This window comes from Mesorhizobium sp. L103C105A0 (genome assembly GCF_000502215.1).
Taxonomy (GTDB): Bacteria; Pseudomonadota; Alphaproteobacteria; order Rhizobiales; family Rhizobiaceae; genus Mesorhizobium.
Window position 1 is genome coordinate 329,156 of sequence record NZ_AYXF01000003.1, and the last position, 15,411, is coordinate 344,566.

Consider the following 15,411-nt stretch of genomic DNA (forward strand, 5'->3'; position numbering starts at 1 on the left):
AAGCCGGCGAAGACGACCTTGCCTCGGCCTAGAGCCCGCGCTTGCCGAAGCCGGCGGGCCGCGGGCGGCCCATAGGCTGGGCGGACGGCACCGAGCGCGTGGCCGGTGTGGCGTTGCGCATGGAAGACTGTGCCGTGCTGCTGGCCATCCGGCCGGATCCCCCAGGCATGGGCGTATCGCCATCGAAATCGAAAACCGATGTCAGTTCGTCGATATTGATGCCCGCCACCGGCTTAGCCACCAGGATCGTGCACCAAAGGCCAAAGATCGACAGCGCAAGCAGGTTCAAACCGCTGGACGTGCTTTCCGGATTGTTGAAATCGATGACCAGCAGCGTGCCTGCCTGCAGAAAGGCGTAGATGGCGCAGAACACGATGTAGGACCACAGGATCCAGGCTTTGCCGTTGGCGTCGCGGCTGCGTCGCCAGGCGATGTTGGCACGCATGACCACAGCCAGGAGGGAAACTATCAGAACCGCGCCTGCCATGCCTTGCCGCGATGGACCGGGCGCCGAGTTGACCAGCCCCTCAAAGCCGATCGTGCCAACGATGTACAGCACAGCAAGAATGGCCTCGAGCAGGGCTACGCCGAGCGAATAGAAGAAGAAGCGCATACGGCCGATTTTGGACGTGAACATTTGCCACCACACCGTTTTGACAACAATGGACGAGAGGCAAATAAAATTCGGTTACTTCAGCCGTTCGAAGCTTAGCGATTTCTAATCTTCTTTGTCTGCCTGGCGTTTTCGCGCAGCGGCCGGCAAACGCCTTGGATCGTCTCCCGGCGAGCCGTCACCGCGCGGCATGGCCGGCGAAAACCGGTCGAGCGACGAGATGATGCCACGCAGCACTTTCAGTTCCGGCTCGGCGAAACCGGCGCGCGTCAAGACGGCGCGCAGATTGTCGACCATCTTGGGTTTCTTGGGCGCCGGGCGGAAATAACCGCGCGCTTCGAGCGCGCCTTCGAGATAGGCAAACAGGCCGTGCAACTCTTCCTTGCTCGCCGGCTTCATTTCAGGACTGGAGAAATTAGTCGCCGTCTCGTCCTCCAGGCCGGATTTCATCCATTCATAGGACATCAACAGCACGGCCTGGGCGATGTTGAGCGACGAAAAGCCGGGATCGACCGGGAAGGTGACGATCTCGTCGGCCAGCCCGACCTCGTCATTGTAGAGCCCAAAACGCTCGCGGCCGAACAAGATGCCGGTGCGCAGGCCGGCTATCTGACGCGCCCTGAGCGCCCTGCCCGCCTCGACCGGACCACGCACGGGTTTGAAGCCGTCGCGCTCGCGCGCCGTGGTGGCGAAGACGAAGTTGAGGTCGGCGACGGCGGACGCCAGGTCGCCGAACACTGTTACGGCATCGATGACATGGTCGGCGCGGCTGGCGGCGGCGCGCGCCTTCTCGCTCGGCCAGCCGTCACGCGGATTGACGAGACGCAACTCGGCAAGGCCGAAATTGGCCATGGCGCGCGCAACCATGCCGATATTCTCGCCGAGCTGCGGCTCGACCAGGATGATCGCCGGCGCGGCGGCGGATGCGTTTTCAGGATGATCGACGGCGGACATGATCTCAATGAACTGCTGTTTGCGGCATTTCAGCGTTCCCTGCCACATCCGCTCGGCAAAATGAAGCTTTTGCAAACACCGGTCGCGGCACAGACGACCCATTCTGCACGGATGGTCGTTTGCGCGGCCAAATAGGCTTTGATATACGCTCCGCATACCCGGCCGAAGCCATGCGGGCGAGGCCGTTTTGTTCCCCAAAAGCGAGGCATTCTTTTCATGGCGAAGATCAAGGTGGCGAACCCGGTCGTCGAGCTCGACGGCGACGAGATGACCCGCATCATCTGGCAGTTCATCAAGGACAAGCTGATCCACCCTTATCTCGACCTGAAGCTCGAATATTACGACCTCGGCGTCGAGCACCGCGACGCCACCAACGACCAGGTGACCATCGATTCGGCCAATGCCATCAAGAAATGGGGCGTCGGCGTGAAATGCGCGACGATCACGCCCGACGAGCAGCGCGTAGAGGAATTCAAGCTGAAGAAGATGTGGAAGTCGCCGAACGGCACCATCCGTAACATTCTCGGCGGCACCATTTTCCGCGAACCGATCATCATGAAGAACGTGCCGCGTCTGGTGCCGGGATGGACCAAGCCGATCATCGTCGGCCGTCATGCTTTCGGCGACCAGTATCGCGCCACCGACTTCCGCTTCCCCGGCAAGGGCAAGCTGACCATCAAGTTCGTCGGCGAGGACGGCAAGGTGATCGAGCACGACGTATACGACGCACCCGGCGCCGGTGTTGCCATGGCGATGTACAATCTCGACGACTCCATCCGCGAATTCGCCCGCGCCTCGTTGAATTACGGCCTGCTGCGCAATTATCCGGTTTATCTCTCGACCAAGAACACCATCCTCAAAGCCTATGACGGCCGCTTCAAGGACATTTTCCAGGAGGTCTACGAGGCTGAATTCGAGGCCGAGTTCAAGGCGAAGAAGCTGTGGTACGAGCACCGGCTGATCGACGACATGGTGGCCTCCGCCCTGAAATGGTCTGGCGGCTATGTCTGGGCCTGCAAGAATTATGACGGCGACGTCCAGTCCGACACGGTGGCGCAAGGTTTTGGCTCGCTCGGCCTGATGACCTCCGTGCTGATGACGCCGGACGGCAAGACGGTGGAAGCGGAGGCCGCGCACGGCACAGTGACGCGCCACTATCGCCAGCACCAGAAGGGCGAGGAAACCTCGACCAATTCGATCGCCTCGATCTTCGCCTGGACGCGTGGCCTCGCCCACCGCGCCAAGCTCGACGACAATGCCGAGTTGAAGCGGTTTGCCGACACGCTGGAGAAGGTCTGCATCCAGACGGTTGAGAGCGGCTTCATGACCAAGGACCTGTCGCTCTTGATCGGTCCCGACCAACCATGGCTGTCGACCACCGGCTTCCTCGACAAGATCGACGAGAATTTGCAGAAGGCGATGGCGTAAGCCGGCAGCCATGGCCAAGCCGGTCGTCTACGGGGCGGACTACAGCGTCTATGTGCGCATCGTCCGCCTCGTGCTGGCGGAAAAAGGCATCGACTACGACCTTGTGCCGGTCGATGTCTTTGCCGCCGAGGGCACTCCCGCCTGGTACTTCGAGCATCACCCTTTCGGCCGCATTCCGGCCGTCGAGCATGACGGGTTTCGCCTGTTCGAAACCAGCGCAATCGCCCGCTATGTCGACGAGGCGTTCGACGGCCCGGCACTGCAGCCAAAAGACGCCCGCACCCGCGCAACGATGAACCAGATCATCGGCATGCTCGACGCCTATGCCTACAGATCGATGGTCTGGGACGTCGCCGTCGAGCGGCTTGAGAAGGAAGCGCCAGACGAGGCACTGGTCGCCAACGGGCTGCGCCAGGCGGAAACGGTGCTGCGGGTGCTCACCGCACTCAAGCCTCCCGGGCCGTGGCTGCTCGGCGACCAGCTGACGCTGGCCGACCTGCATGCGGCATCCATCATCGCCTATTTCGTCAAGGTCGCCGACGGGCAAAAGCTGCTTGCGGCGTTCGCCGACATCCAGGCCTGGTGGGACGGCATCGCAAAACGTCCGAGCCTGGCGGCGGGCTGATATGGGTTCGGGCCATGGCTGACCCATCTCGCCAGGACGCGCTCACCATCGCCAGAATTGTCAGGGTCAACCACGCCGGTGAGTTCGGTGCGATCAGGATCTATTCGGCGCAGATTCTTGTCGCCAGGCGCTTCTGGCCGGATTGCGTGCCATCCTTGTCGGAGATGCTCGGGCACGAGCGCACGCATTGCGCCGCCTTCCGTGCCGCCATGCCGGCGCGGAAGGCGCGACCGTGCCGGGTGATGCAATTCTGGAGCTGGGGTGGCTGGCTGCTGGGTTCTGTCACCGCCCTGCTCGGTCCGCAAGGCATCTGGGCCTGCACGGCGGCGGTTGAAGCGGCGGTGCATCGCCATCTGGACGATCAGCTGTTTTTCCTCGCCAATCGCGACCACGACTTGCAAGGCATCATCCTGGCGATCCGCGAGGAAGAGCTCGCCCATCTCCATCACGCCGAAGAGCAGCTGAAATCGCCCGGCCCGGCGCTGAACTTTTTACGGTCGCTGATTTCGATCGCCACGGACGTGCTGATCTGGCTGTCCACCTGGGGCGATTCCAGCAGAATGACGCGCGCCCTGAAGGCGGCGAAAAGAACTAGACTAGCTAGACGGACCGTCTAAGAGCTGATTGCCGGCTTGCCACTATCAGCCACAGAATGGCAAGCACGGCGGCGAAGGCCGGAAAGCCGCACACGAACCAGATACGACATAGGGTGGCTTTCAGGCTGCCTCCAGCGCCGCCCTCACCGCGGCGATCGCATCATTGGCCTTCGAGGCGTCCGGACCGCCGGCTTGCGCCATGTCGGGCCGTCCGCCGCCGCCCTGCCCGCCCAATGCGGCCGAGGCAACGCGCACCAGATCGACAGCGCTGAAGCGGCCGACGAGATCGTCCGTCACGGCGACCACGACGCTTGCCTTGTTGTCTTCGCCCGCACCGACGAAGACGACGACGCCGGAGCCGAGCGATGTCTTGCCGGCATCGGCCAGCGGCTTCAAATCCTTCGGCGACACGCCGGAAACCGCTTTGCCGAGGAAGCCGATACCGGCNGCGACGGTTTCGGTGGTGGCCGGAGCATCGGCCGCGGCACCACCGCCCAGCGCGAGTTTCTTGCGCGCTTCGCTCAGCTCCTTCTCGAGCTTCTTGCGCTCCTCGAGCAGCGTCTCGACACGCGCCGGCACGTCGGCCGGCGAGATCTTCAGCACGGCCGCAGTTGCCTTCAGGCGCCTGTCCTGCTCATCGAGATGTTTGCGCGCGGCTTCGCCGGTCAGCGCCTCGATGCGGCGCACGCCGGCGGCGACCGCGCTGTCGGAGACGACACGGACCAGGCCGATATCGCCGGTCGCCCGGACATGGGTGCCGCCACAAAGTTCGACGGAATAGGGTCTATTGGCCTTGGCGCCATGCACGCCGGTGCCCATCGAGACGACACGCACCTCGTCACCATATTTCTCGCCGAACAGCGCCATGGCGCCCTCGGCAATGGCGTCATCGACCGACATCAGGCGCGTCGTCACCGGGCTGTTCTGGACGACGATTTCGTTGGCCATGCGCTCGACCTCTTCGAGATCTTCGGCCGAGATCGGCTTGTTGTGCGAGATGTCGAAGCGCAGGCGCTCGGGCGCGACCAGCGAACCTTTCTGCGCGACATGGGTGCCCAGCACCTCGCGCAGCGCCTCATGGATCAGATGCGTTGCCGAATGGTTGGCACGCAGCCGGGTGCGGCGCGCATGGTCAACCTTCAGCTCGACGGCTGCACCTGGCTTGACCGTGCCGTTCGTCACCTTGCCCAGATGCACGAACAGGCCGTCGGCCTTTTTCTGCGTGTCGGAAACCTCGATCGAGAAACCTTCGCCGGAGATGATGCCGGTGTCGCCCATCTGGCCGCCCGACTCGCCATAGAACGGCGTCTGGTTGACGACCACCGCCACCGCGTCGCCCTTGCCGGCGCTATCGACTGTCTTGCCGTCCTTGACCAGGGCCTGGATGAGGCCTTCCGCCTGTTCGGTCTCGTAGCCGAGGAATTCGGTGGCGCNGTGGCGCCGGCCTTCTCGCGTACAGAAAACCAGATGGTCTCGGTGGCCGCGTCGCCGGAGCCAGCCCAATGCTTGCGCGCTTCGGCCTTCTGCTGCTCCATCGCATGGGTGAAGCCGGCAAGGTCGACCGAGATGTTGCGCTGGCGCAGTGCGTCCTGCGTCAGATCGAGCGGGAAGCCGTACGTGTCATAGAGCTTGAACGCCGTCTCGCCATCCAGCATATCGCCGGCGTGCAGCGTATCTGTCGCCTCCGAGAGCAGGCCGAGGCCGCGCACCAGCGTCTTGCGGAACCTGGTCTCCTCGAGCTTCAGCGTCTCGGTAATCAGCTGTTCGCCGCGCAGCAGTTCGGGATAGGCCTGGCCCATCTCACGCACTAGCGCCGGCACCAGCTTCCACATCAACGGCTCCTTGGCGCCGAGCAACTGCGCATGGCGCATGGCGCGGCGCATGATGCGGCGCAGCACATAGCCGCGGCCTTCGTTCGACGGCAGCACGCCGTCGGCAACCAGGAAGGAGGACGAGCGCAGATGATCGGCAATGACGCGGAAGGAGGCGACCGTCTCCTTGTCCGGGCCCTGCCCGAGCGCTGACGAGGCCGCATCGATCAGATGACGGAACAGGTCGGTCTCGAAGACGCTCTCCACCCCTTGCAGGATGGAGGCCATGCGCTCCAGGCCCATGCCGGTGTCGATCGACGGCCGCGGCAGGTCGATGCGCTCATCCTTGGTGACCTGCTCATATTGCATGAACACCAGGTTCCAGAATTCAAGGAAGCGGTCGCCATCCTCCTCCGGGCTGCCGGGAGGGCCGCCCCAGATGTGCTCGCCACGGTCGATGAAGATTTCCGAGCACGGCCCGCACGGTCCGGTGTCGCCCATAGCCCAGAAATTGTCGGAGGTCGGGATGCGGATGATGCGGTCATCGGAGAAACCGGCGATCTTCTTCCAGAAGCCGGCCGCCTCGTCATCGGTGTGATAGACGGTGACCAGCAGCTTGTCCTTGTTCAGCCCGAACTCCTTGGTGATCAGGTTCCAGGCCAGTTCGATGGCGCGCTCCTTGAAATAGTCGCCGAAGGAGAAATTGCCGAGCATTTCGAAGAAGGTCAGATGGCGCGCGGTGTAGCCGACATTGTCGAGGTCGTTGTGCTTGCCGCCGGCGCGCACGCTTTTCTGCGCGGTGGTGGCGCGCGAATAGGACCGCTTCTCCAGGCCGGTGAAGACGTTCTTGAACTGCACCATGCCGGCATTGGTGAACATCAGCGTCGGGTCGTTGCGCGGCACCAGCGGGCTCGAGGCCACGACCTCGTGGCCCTCCTTGCGGAAATAGTCGAGGAATGTCGACCGGATCTCGTTCACGCCACTCATGACTGCTGCCTTTTCGCGAAAACCGCCGGCACGGCCGGCGGACACTGGTCTCTGCTTTTTAGAAGATTGACTTGGCCTTTTAGCGGGCACGCCCCACCCTGTCCAGAAACACGGAATTGGGCCAATCCGGCAACTGCCAAGCCGGCTTCACGCTGCCCAAAAACGAAAACCGCCGGCGCGAAGGCCGGCGGTTTGAAACGCAATACTAAAGAACTCGGTTACTTAAGCATCGGGTAATAGACCGGATTTATGGCCGAACTCTGGCCGTACCCTACATGGCACCGGATTCTTCCTCGAAGCCGTCGTCGCTTTCGCCGCGCTCGGGGCCGCCATTCTCGAGAAACTTCTCGGCAATCAGCCCGGCATTCTGCCGCAGTGCCAGTTCGATCTCGCGCGCCGTGTCGGGATTGTCGCGCAGGAACAGTTTGGCGTTTTCACGACCTTGGCCGAGACGCTGCGAATTGTAGGAGAACCACGCGCCCGACTTCTCGACCACGCCGGCCTTGACGCCGAGGTCGACCAGCTCGCCGGTCTTGGACACGCCCTCGCCATACATGATGTCGAACTCGACCACCTTGAAGGGCGGCGCCAGCTTGTTCTTGACGACCTTGACGCGGGTCTGGTTGCCGACGACCTCGTCGCGGTCCTTGACCGAGCCGATGCGGCGGATGTCGAGGCGCACCGAAGCGTAGAATTTCAGCGCGTTGCCGCCGGTCGTGGTTTCCGGCGAACCGAACATGACGCCGATCTTCATGCGGATCTGGTTGATGAAGATGACCATGGTGTTGGAGCGCGAGATCGAGGCGGTCAGCTTGCGCAGCGCCTGGCTCATCAGACGAGCCTGGAGACCGGGCAGCGAATCGCCCATCTCGCCCTCGATTTCAGCGCGCGGCGTCAGGGCGGCCACCGAATCGACCACCAGAACGTCGATGGCGCCGGAACGCACCAGCGTGTCGCAAATTTCCAGCGCCTGCTCGCCGGTGTCGGGCTGCGAGATCAGCAGGTTTTCGAGGTCCACGCCGAGCTTGCGGGCATAGACCGGGTCGAGCGCATGCTCGGCATCGACGAAGGCGCAGATACCGCCCTTCTTCTGGGCTTCGGCAACTGTGTGCAGCGCCAGTGTCGTCTTGCCCGAGCTTTCCGGCCCGTAGATCTCGACAATGCGGCCGCGCGGCAGGCCACCGACGCCAAGCGCGATGTCGAGGCCAAGCGATCCGGTCGGCACGGTTTCAATCTCGACGACCTGCTCGTTGGCGCCCAGCCGCATGATCGAGCCCTTGCCGAAGGCGCGCTCGATTTGCGACAGCGCCGCGTCCAGAGCCTTTGATTTGTCCACCGCTTTGTCCTCTACAAGCCGCAAAGTATTCTGAGCCATGATACATCACCCCTTGGTCGTCAATGAAGGCCGGACAATCCGTAATCCCTGCCCTATTTGTACCTTTTTTGTTCTCGTTTGGCAAGAGGGGTCAAATATCTGAAAAGCAATCTTTATCCGGATTTGTTCTTTTTTTGTCTCATGGTTTCGTTTCCGGATGTATCCACCATTGGGCCAGGCGCTCCGGCGGTTTGGCTCCGCCCGAATCGCTGGCTTGCTTGCGAAGCTCCGTCGCACAGCCTAGCGCTTGTCTGGTTCGAATAACAAAGGTCATATCGCCTACATGGTGAAATCAGCAAAAATACTGGCGGTGGGCGGCGCCCATATCGACCGGCGCGGTCAGGTGTCCGGTGCTTACGTGCCGGCGGCGTCCAACCCCGGCACGATGCGCGAGGATGTCGGCGGCGGCGTCTTCAACGCGCTGCGCAGCCTCGTGCGGCGCGGCGTCTCGGCCTCGCTTTTGTCGGTGCGCGGCGGCGATGCCTCGGCCGAGACGGTTGCGCGCGCCATCACTGAGGCCGGCATTGCCGATCTGTCGGCGGTGTTCCTCGACCGCACCACGCCGAGCTACACGGCGCTGATCGATCGCGACGGCGAGCTGATCACCGGCTTTGCCGATATGGCGCTCTACGATTTGGCGTTCCCCAAGCAGATCCGCCGCTCCAAGGTGCGCGAGGTGGTCGCCGAGGTCGATGCGGTGCTCTGCGACGCCAATCTGCCATCAACGGCGCTGGAGCGGCTGGTGGGGGTCGCCGCCGGCAAGCCGGTGTTCGCCATCGCCATTTCGCCGGCCAAGGTGGTGCGGCTGATACCGGTGCTGAAGGAACTCGCGCAGGTCTTCATGAACCGGCGCGAGGCCATGGTGCTGGCCGGCGTCGATGCCAATGCCACCGAGCGCGAGACCGTCGACGGACTGCGCTGCAGCGGCCTCACCAGTGGCGTGGTGACGGCGGGCGACGGCCTGGTGCTGGGATTCGACGAAGCCGGCGCCTTCTCTATCCTGCCGCCGGCGCCGAGAAAAGTCGCCGACGTCACCGGCGCCGGCGACGCGCTGGCCGGCGCCACCATCGCTGCCCTGCTGCGCGGCCTGGCATTGCGCCAGGCCCTCCGCGAAGGCGTTGCCGCGGCGACGCTCGCCATCGAAAGTTCGGATGCCGTGCCGGCCTTCACCGCCGCGACCTTCACCGAGGCACTGGCTCTTGTACCCGACGCACAGGAAATGGCATGAGGGCGGCCAATTGCCATTGCCGGAGCGCGACGTCCAAGCGGACGCGCGGATCTCCGGATCGGAGACCATCATGACACCGCAAAGCGCCCGCCCCTTCATCGACATCCACGCGCCCGTGGCCGAGGCGCTCGCCGCTGGCCGCCCCGTCGTGGCGCTGGAAAGCACCATCATCACCCATGGCATGCCTTACCCCGACAATGGCGCCATGGCCGCCAATGTCGAAAAGATCATCCTGGACAATGGCGCGGTGCCGGCGACGATCGCCGTGGTTGCCGGCCGCATCAAGATCGGGCTGTCCGACGGCGAGCGCGAGTCGCTGGCGATGACCGGCGACGCCATGAAGCTGTCGCGCGCCGATCTCGGCTTTGCGGTGGCGCAAGGCCGCACCGGCGGCACCACGGTCGCCGCCACCATGATCGCGGCCGACATGGTCGGGATCAAGGTGTTCGCCACCGGCGGCATTGGCGGCGTCCACAAGGGCGCGGAAAAGAGCTTCGACATCTCGGCCGATCTCGACGAGTTGGCGCGCACGCCGGTCATCGTCGTCTCGGCCGGCGCCAAGGCGATCCTCGACATCGAAAAGACGCTGGAAGTGCTGGAGACGCGCGGCGTGCCGGTGATTGGCCATGGCTGCGAGACGATGCCGGCCTTCTGGTCGCGGCATTCCCCGTTCCGCGCGCCGCTGACCCTGCACAGACCGGAAGAGATCGCGCATTTCTACAAGACCAGGGCGGCACTTGGCCTGGTCGGCGGCATGCTGATCGCCAACCCGGTGCCGCAGGACGATGAAATCCCGGCCGACGAGATGGCCGGCTATATCGAGGCCGCGCAGAAGGCGGCCGAGGCGCAGAATGTGACCGGTAAGGCGGTGACGCCGTTCCTGCTGGGCAAAATCCTCGACCTGACCGGCGGCCGGAGCTTGAAGACCAACATCGCGCTGGTCGAGAACAATGCGCGGTTGGCGGCGAGGATTGCGAAGGCGCTGTAGGATCGCCTACGTCGGCGGGACAGCACCCCCCTCTGGCCTGCCGGCCATCTCCCCCGCAAGGAGGGAGATTAACAGCTTAGCCGCAGGCTCCCATTTTCAACGTTGGTGATTGGCGAAGGCCAATGTGACAACTGATCTCCCCCCTTGCGGGGGAGATGTCCGGCAGGACAGAGGGGGTGGGAAGAAACGCGGCGGTCCCGGTTCACTTCCCCGCCCGCCGCCCCGCCTCATACGCCCGGCGCGCCCACACCCTCATCTCGTCAGGATCATCAAACGCGTCGTCGGGAATGCTCCAGTACGGCATCGCGACCAGCTTGCCGTGGCGGGTGCCGGTATAGGTCCATTGCTTGCAGCCGGCGGCTTCGAAGTCGGGCGCGCTTTGCTCGTCAGCCTTGAGCAGCAATTCGCCGCGCAGCACGATAGCGACGATGACGCTGTCGAAATAGATACCCTTGCCGCCGAACAGTTTTCGGATACTGACCGGGCCGAGGCCTTCGAACAGTTCTTCGATGCGTTCATTGTCCATGCCGCAATCATGTCACCGGGCTTGCCACGGCTGCAACCAAAAACCATGCTGGCAAGTTGAGAGCCATCCGTCGGAGTTTTGTCATGCCGCTGCTGCTCAAGGGATCCTGCCGCTGCGATGCCGTCCATTTCGAGGTGGAGAGCAACACGCCGGTGCCGTTCATGCTGTGCTACTGCTCGATCTGCCGCAAGCAGCAGGGCGGCGGGGGCTTCGCCATCAATCTCGGCGCCGATTACAAGACGCTGAAAATCAAGGGCAAGCGCAATCTCGGCGTCTACCAGGCCGAGATCGCGGACGACGAGCATCCAAACTGCGAGATTTCGACCGGCGAGCGCAATTTCTGCAAGAAGTGCGGTTCGGCGCTCTGGCTCTACGATCCGACCTGGCCGGAACTGGTGCACCCCTTCGCCTCGGCAATCGACAGCGAGTTGCCGAAGCCGCCGGAGAAGGTGCATCTGATGTTGAAATACAAGGCGAGTTGGGTCGAGCCGGTGATCGGCAAAAAGGACAAGGTCTTCGACGTCTATCCCGAGGAATCGATCGCCGACTGGCACAAGCGGACGAAGATGTGGGTGAAGTAAGCAGGGAGGCGCGGAGCGCGACTTCCGATGGTCAGCGCTGCCCCTCATCCGGCCCTTCGGGCCGTTCGTCATTCGAAAAGCCAAGCAATTGGCTTTTCGCCCGCTGCGCGGACCATTTCCTCACCTCCCCGTGAACGGGGAGAAGGAAGATCAGGCCGAAGCGCGCGCCTCAGCCAGCGCCTTCAGGTCGGCGGGCTTCAGTTCGACGGATTCGCCGCAGCCGCAGGCCGAACTCTGGTTCGGGTTGTGGAAGGTGAAGCCGGTGCGCAGCGTGGTCTGCTCGAAATCCATCTCGGTGCCGAACAGGAAAAGGGCAGCCTCGGGCGCGACATAGACATGCGCGCCGTCGCGTTCGATATGGTCGTCCTTGGTATTGGGCTCGGTCACCAGGTCGACCGTGTATTCCATGCCGGCGCAGCCGCCCTTCTTGATGCCGAGGCGAATGCCATGCGCATTGTCGCGCGTGGCGACGATCTCGCGCACCCGGTCGGCGGCCTTTTCGGTCATCGTGATGACGGCGAAGCGTCCCATTCTTTTTCCTCTTCCATTCCATGCAGGTTCAAGGCCTGCCGAATGATTCCTCACCTAAAATGGTGAAGTTTTACCACTGGTGCAAGTGCACCAACCTCAGTCAACCTAGTACCAGCCCACCGCCACCTGCGCCTCTTCCGACATGCGGTCGGGCGACCAGGGCGGGTCGAAGGTCATGTTGACCTCGACGCCGGAGACGCCTTCGACGGCGCCGACGGCGTTTTCCACCCAGCCGGGCATTTCGCCGGCCACCGGACAGCCGGGCGCGGTCAGCGTCATGTCGATCTTGACCGCGCGGTTGTCCTCGATGTCGATCTTGTAGATGAGGCCGAGCTCATAGATGTCGGCCGGGATTTCCGGGTCATAGACGGTCTTCAGCGCCGAGACGATGTCGTCGGTCAGCCGCGCCAGCTCGTCGGCGGGAATGGCCGAGGCGGAAACCAGCGGATTGATGGCTGCTTCCGGCGCGGTGGTGTGGCTCGCATCATCCATGGTCGTCATCCAAAGAACCTGTCACCCGAAGAACTTGCGCGCTTTTTCCAGCGCATCGGCCAAAGCGTCGACTTCGGCCCTGGTATTATACATGCCGAACGATGCCCTGCATGTGGAGGTTACGCCAAAGCGTTTCAACAGCGGCTGGGCGCAATGGGTGCCCGCGCGGACGGCAACACCCTGCCTGTCTATCACCATCGACACGTCATGGGCATGAATGCCCTGCAATTCGAAAGAAATGATGGCGCCCTTGTCCGGCGCGTCGCCGAAGATGCGCAGCGAGTTGATGGCGCGCAGCCGCTCGTGCGCGTAGGTCTTGAGGTCGGCCTCGTGCGCGGCGATGCGCTCGCGGCCGATCTTTTCCATGTATTCCAATGCTGCACCCAGCCCGATCGCCTGGACGATCGGCGGCGTGCCGGCCTCGAAGCGGTGCGGCGGCTCGTTGTAGGTGACGACGTCTTCCGTCACTTCCTCGATCATCTCGCCTCCGCCCATGAAAGGGCGCATGGCCGAGAGAATATCCTTCTTGCCGTAAAGCACGCCGATGCCGGACGGCCCGTAAACCTTGTGGCCGGTGAAGACGAAGAAGTCGCAATCCAGATCCTGCACGTCGATCGGCATGTGCACGGCGCTCTGGCTGCCGTCGACAAGTACGGGAATTCCACGCGAATGCGCGATGCGCACGATCTCCTTGATCGGGGTTACCGTGCCCAGCGCATTCGACATCTGGGTGATGGCGACGAGCTTGGTCTTGTCGGTCAGGCGCTTTTCGAATTCCTCGATGTGGAAGATGCCGAGATCGTCGACCGGCACCCAGACCAGCTTGGCGCCCTGCCGCTCCCGGATGAAATGCCACGGCACGATGTTGGAGTGGTGCTCCATGATCGACAGCACGATCTCGTCGCCCGCGCCGATATTGGGCATGCCATAGCCGTAAGCCACGGTGTTGATCGCCGCGGTCGTGTTCGAGGTGAAGACGATGTTGTCGGTGCTTGGCGCATTGAGGAAACGGCGCACCGTCTCGCGTGCCTTCTCATAAGCGTCGGTTGCGGCATTCGACAGGAAATGCAGGCCGCGATGGACGTTGGCGTATTCCTGGGAATAGGCGTGCTGGATCGTATCCAGCACCACCTGCGGCTTCTGCGCCGAGGCGCCATTGTCGAGATAGACCAGCGGTTTGCCGTAGACTTCGCGCGACAGGATCGGGAAGTCGCGGCGGATCGCCTCGACGTCGTATGGGGTTGTTTCGATCTTCTGGTCCATTACAAGCTCTCTTGAGGCACCGCCTCGCTTCGTCACGCACCCCTCATCCGACCGAGCTTCGCTCGGCCACCGCCCGGGGCGAGTCACTTGCCTCGCCCGTCCTTCGGACCCCACAAGGGGAGAAGGGAGGCGCTACCCATGCGCCACGAACCAGTCGTCCAGCCTTGTTTCCAGGGCCTCGACGATGGTTTCGTCGTCCAGTTCCTCGATCACTTCGGCGACGAACGCCTTGACCAGCAGGCCACGGGCGCTCTTCTCGTCGATGCCGCGAGCCATCAGGTAGAACAGATGGTTGTGGTCGATCTCGGCAACGGTCGCGCCGTGGCCGCAGATGACGTCGTCGGCGAAGATTTCCAGCTCCGGCTTGGTCGAGAACTCGCCATCATCCGACAAAAGCAGCGTGTTGCAGGCCATCTTGGCGTTGGTCTTCTGCGCGTATTGGTGAACGTTGATGCGGCCCTGGAAGACGCCGCGCGCCTTGCCGGTCACGACATTGCGGATCACTTCCGTCGATGTCGTATGCGGCACGGCATGGTCGAGCACCATGGTCACGTCGGTGTGGGTGTCGCCGGCGAGCAGGTTGATGCCGCGCAATTTGAAATCGGCGCCTTCGCCCGTGGTCTTCACCACGATCTCCTGGCGCACAAGCTTGCCGCCGGCATTCATGAAGAACAGCGTCAGCTTCGAATTCTTGCCGAGATGCGCCTTGAACTGCGCCAGATGGGTGGCCGTTTCCGGCTGTTCCTGGATGATCAGCCAGGTCACCTCGGCGCCTTCGTCCAGCACCATCTGGCTCACGGAGCTGGCCAGAGCCGCGCCCTCGCCCGCCTGACGCTCGACGATCGCAGCCTTGGCGCCGGCGCCGACACGCACGGGAAAGCGCACATGGGTCTGTCCGCCGGCTTGCACGTTCTGCAATTCGATCGGCTTTTCCAGTGCTGCGCCATCGGCGATGTCGACGAAATAGCCGTCGGCGACGAAAGCAGTGTTCAGCGCGCCAATGGCGTCATCGCTGCCATAGGGGTCGAGGCCGGGCGCAATCGAGCCATCGGTCAGCTTTTCCGACAGGCGCTGGACGGTCACGCCTTCGATGGCAGGGAATTTCGCACTCGAGACGCCGTTCAGAACCGCCAGCACGGCGGAACCTTCGACGATGGGAGCCAGCCCCTTGGCGGCGGCCGTCGGATCGAAGGCCGGCACCGCGGTCAACAGCCGGCGCAGGTCAGTGTAATGCCAGGATTCGATGCGCCGCGTCGGCAGGCCGTGCTTGATCGCCTCGATGGCGTCGTCGCGCTTCAGCATCACCGCACCGTCGCCCGGCAGCAGCGACAGCCGCTCGCCGAAAGTGTCGATCAGCGCCGTTTCGGCCTGGGTGCGCTGGGGTGTCGAATGCATGTTCATAAGCTTGGCCCT

General features: G+C 63.2%; 15 protein-coding genes and 1 pseudogene. 7 read left to right on the forward strand and 9 right to left on the reverse strand.

Going from position 1 to position 15,411, the window contains the following annotated elements:
- Positions 1-28 precede the first annotated feature (28 nt).
- Together X727_RS152530 and X727_RS152525 are read right to left on the reverse strand one after the other, a co-directional pair.
- Entirely contained in the window at positions 29-637 is a 609-nt protein-coding gene (locus tag X727_RS152530; protein WP_023834172.1) for a hypothetical protein, read from the reverse strand.
- Positions 638-718: 81 nt separating this feature from the next.
- Positions 719-1,567, reverse strand: a complete 849-nt coding sequence (locus X727_RS152525) for an RNA methyltransferase (protein WP_023716001.1) — start codon at positions 1,565-1,567, stop codon at positions 719-721.
- Between X727_RS152525 and X727_RS1000000167905 the strand changes: the two genes are divergently transcribed.
- The 4 genes from X727_RS1000000167905 (at position 1,550) to X727_RS152510 (ending at position 4,237) form a co-directional block, all read left to right on the forward strand.
- Positions 1,550-1,702 (forward strand): hypothetical protein, encoded by a 153-nt coding sequence (locus X727_RS1000000167905; protein WP_023756448.1) that lies wholly within the window; start codon positions 1,550-1,552, stop codon positions 1,700-1,702. The genes X727_RS152525 and X727_RS1000000167905 overlap by 18 nt on opposite strands.
- Before the next feature lie 81 nt (positions 1,703-1,783).
- Entirely contained in the window at positions 1,784-2,995 is a 1,212-nt protein-coding gene (locus tag X727_RS152520; protein ID WP_023669114.1) for an NADP-dependent isocitrate dehydrogenase, read from the forward strand.
- Positions 2,996-3,005: 10 nt separating this feature from the next.
- Entirely contained in the window at positions 3,006-3,620 is a 615-nt protein-coding gene (locus X727_RS152515; RefSeq protein ID WP_023684871.1) for a glutathione S-transferase family protein, read from the forward strand.
- A gap of 14 nt (positions 3,621-3,634) precedes the next feature.
- Positions 3,635-4,237 (forward strand): demethoxyubiquinone hydroxylase family protein, encoded by a 603-nt coding sequence (locus X727_RS152510; protein WP_023684870.1) that lies wholly within the window; start codon positions 3,635-3,637, stop codon positions 4,235-4,237.
- A gap of 99 nt (positions 4,238-4,336) precedes the next feature.
- Here X727_RS152510 and alaS read toward each other — a convergent pair.
- Together alaS and recA are read right to left on the reverse strand one after the other, a co-directional pair.
- A pseudogene (gene alaS / locus X727_RS01000000164645) lies at positions 4,337-7,014 on the reverse strand (alanine--tRNA ligase).
- A 271-nt stretch (positions 7,015-7,285) separates the two neighbouring features.
- Entirely contained in the window at positions 7,286-8,389 is a 1,104-nt protein-coding gene (gene recA / locus X727_RS152505; RefSeq protein ID WP_023684868.1) for a recombinase RecA, read from the reverse strand.
- Between the two features lie 283 nt (positions 8,390-8,672).
- Between recA and X727_RS152500 the strand changes: the two genes are divergently transcribed.
- Together X727_RS152500 and X727_RS152495 are read left to right on the forward strand one after the other, a co-directional pair.
- Positions 8,673-9,617 (forward strand): carbohydrate kinase family protein, encoded by a 945-nt coding sequence (locus X727_RS152500; protein WP_023834173.1) that lies wholly within the window; start codon positions 8,673-8,675, stop codon positions 9,615-9,617.
- A gap of 70 nt (positions 9,618-9,687) precedes the next feature.
- Positions 9,688-10,605: a pseudouridine-5'-phosphate glycosidase gene (locus tag X727_RS152495; RefSeq protein WP_023834174.1), complete on the forward strand. Its 918-nt coding sequence runs from the start codon at positions 9,688-9,690 to the stop codon at positions 10,603-10,605.
- Between the two features lie 202 nt (positions 10,606-10,807).
- On the opposite strand, the gene X727_RS152490 is transcribed toward X727_RS152495, so the two are convergent.
- Positions 10,808-11,131, reverse strand: a complete 324-nt coding sequence (locus X727_RS152490) for a TfoX/Sxy family protein (protein WP_023834175.1) — start codon at positions 11,129-11,131, stop codon at positions 10,808-10,810.
- A gap of 83 nt (positions 11,132-11,214) precedes the next feature.
- Between X727_RS152490 and X727_RS152485 the strand changes: the two genes are divergently transcribed.
- Positions 11,215-11,712: a GFA family protein gene (locus X727_RS152485; protein ID WP_023834176.1), complete on the forward strand. Its 498-nt coding sequence runs from the start codon at positions 11,215-11,217 to the stop codon at positions 11,710-11,712.
- Positions 11,713-11,862: 150 nt separating this feature from the next.
- On the opposite strand, the gene sufA is transcribed toward X727_RS152485, so the two are convergent.
- From sufA to sufD, 4 genes are all read right to left on the reverse strand, one after another.
- The gene (sufA, locus tag X727_RS152480; RefSeq protein WP_013532156.1) at positions 11,863-12,243 is read right to left on the reverse strand and encodes a Fe-S cluster assembly scaffold SufA; all 381 of its coding nucleotides are present in this window, start codon (positions 12,241-12,243) and stop codon (positions 11,863-11,865) included.
- 105 nt (positions 12,244-12,348) lie between these two features.
- Positions 12,349-12,735 (reverse strand): SUF system Fe-S cluster assembly protein, encoded by a 387-nt coding sequence (locus X727_RS152475; RefSeq protein WP_023709315.1) that lies wholly within the window; start codon positions 12,733-12,735, stop codon positions 12,349-12,351.
- Positions 12,736-12,756: 21 nt separating this feature from the next.
- Positions 12,757-13,998, reverse strand: coding sequence for a cysteine desulfurase (locus X727_RS152470; protein WP_023834177.1), 1,242 nt, complete (start codon positions 13,996-13,998; stop codon positions 12,757-12,759).
- A 132-nt stretch (positions 13,999-14,130) separates the two neighbouring features.
- The gene (sufD, locus tag X727_RS152465) at positions 14,131-15,399 is read right to left on the reverse strand and encodes a Fe-S cluster assembly protein SufD (protein ID WP_023834178.1); all 1,269 of its coding nucleotides are present in this window, start codon (positions 15,397-15,399) and stop codon (positions 14,131-14,133) included.
- Positions 15,400-15,411: the final 12 nt, after the last annotated feature.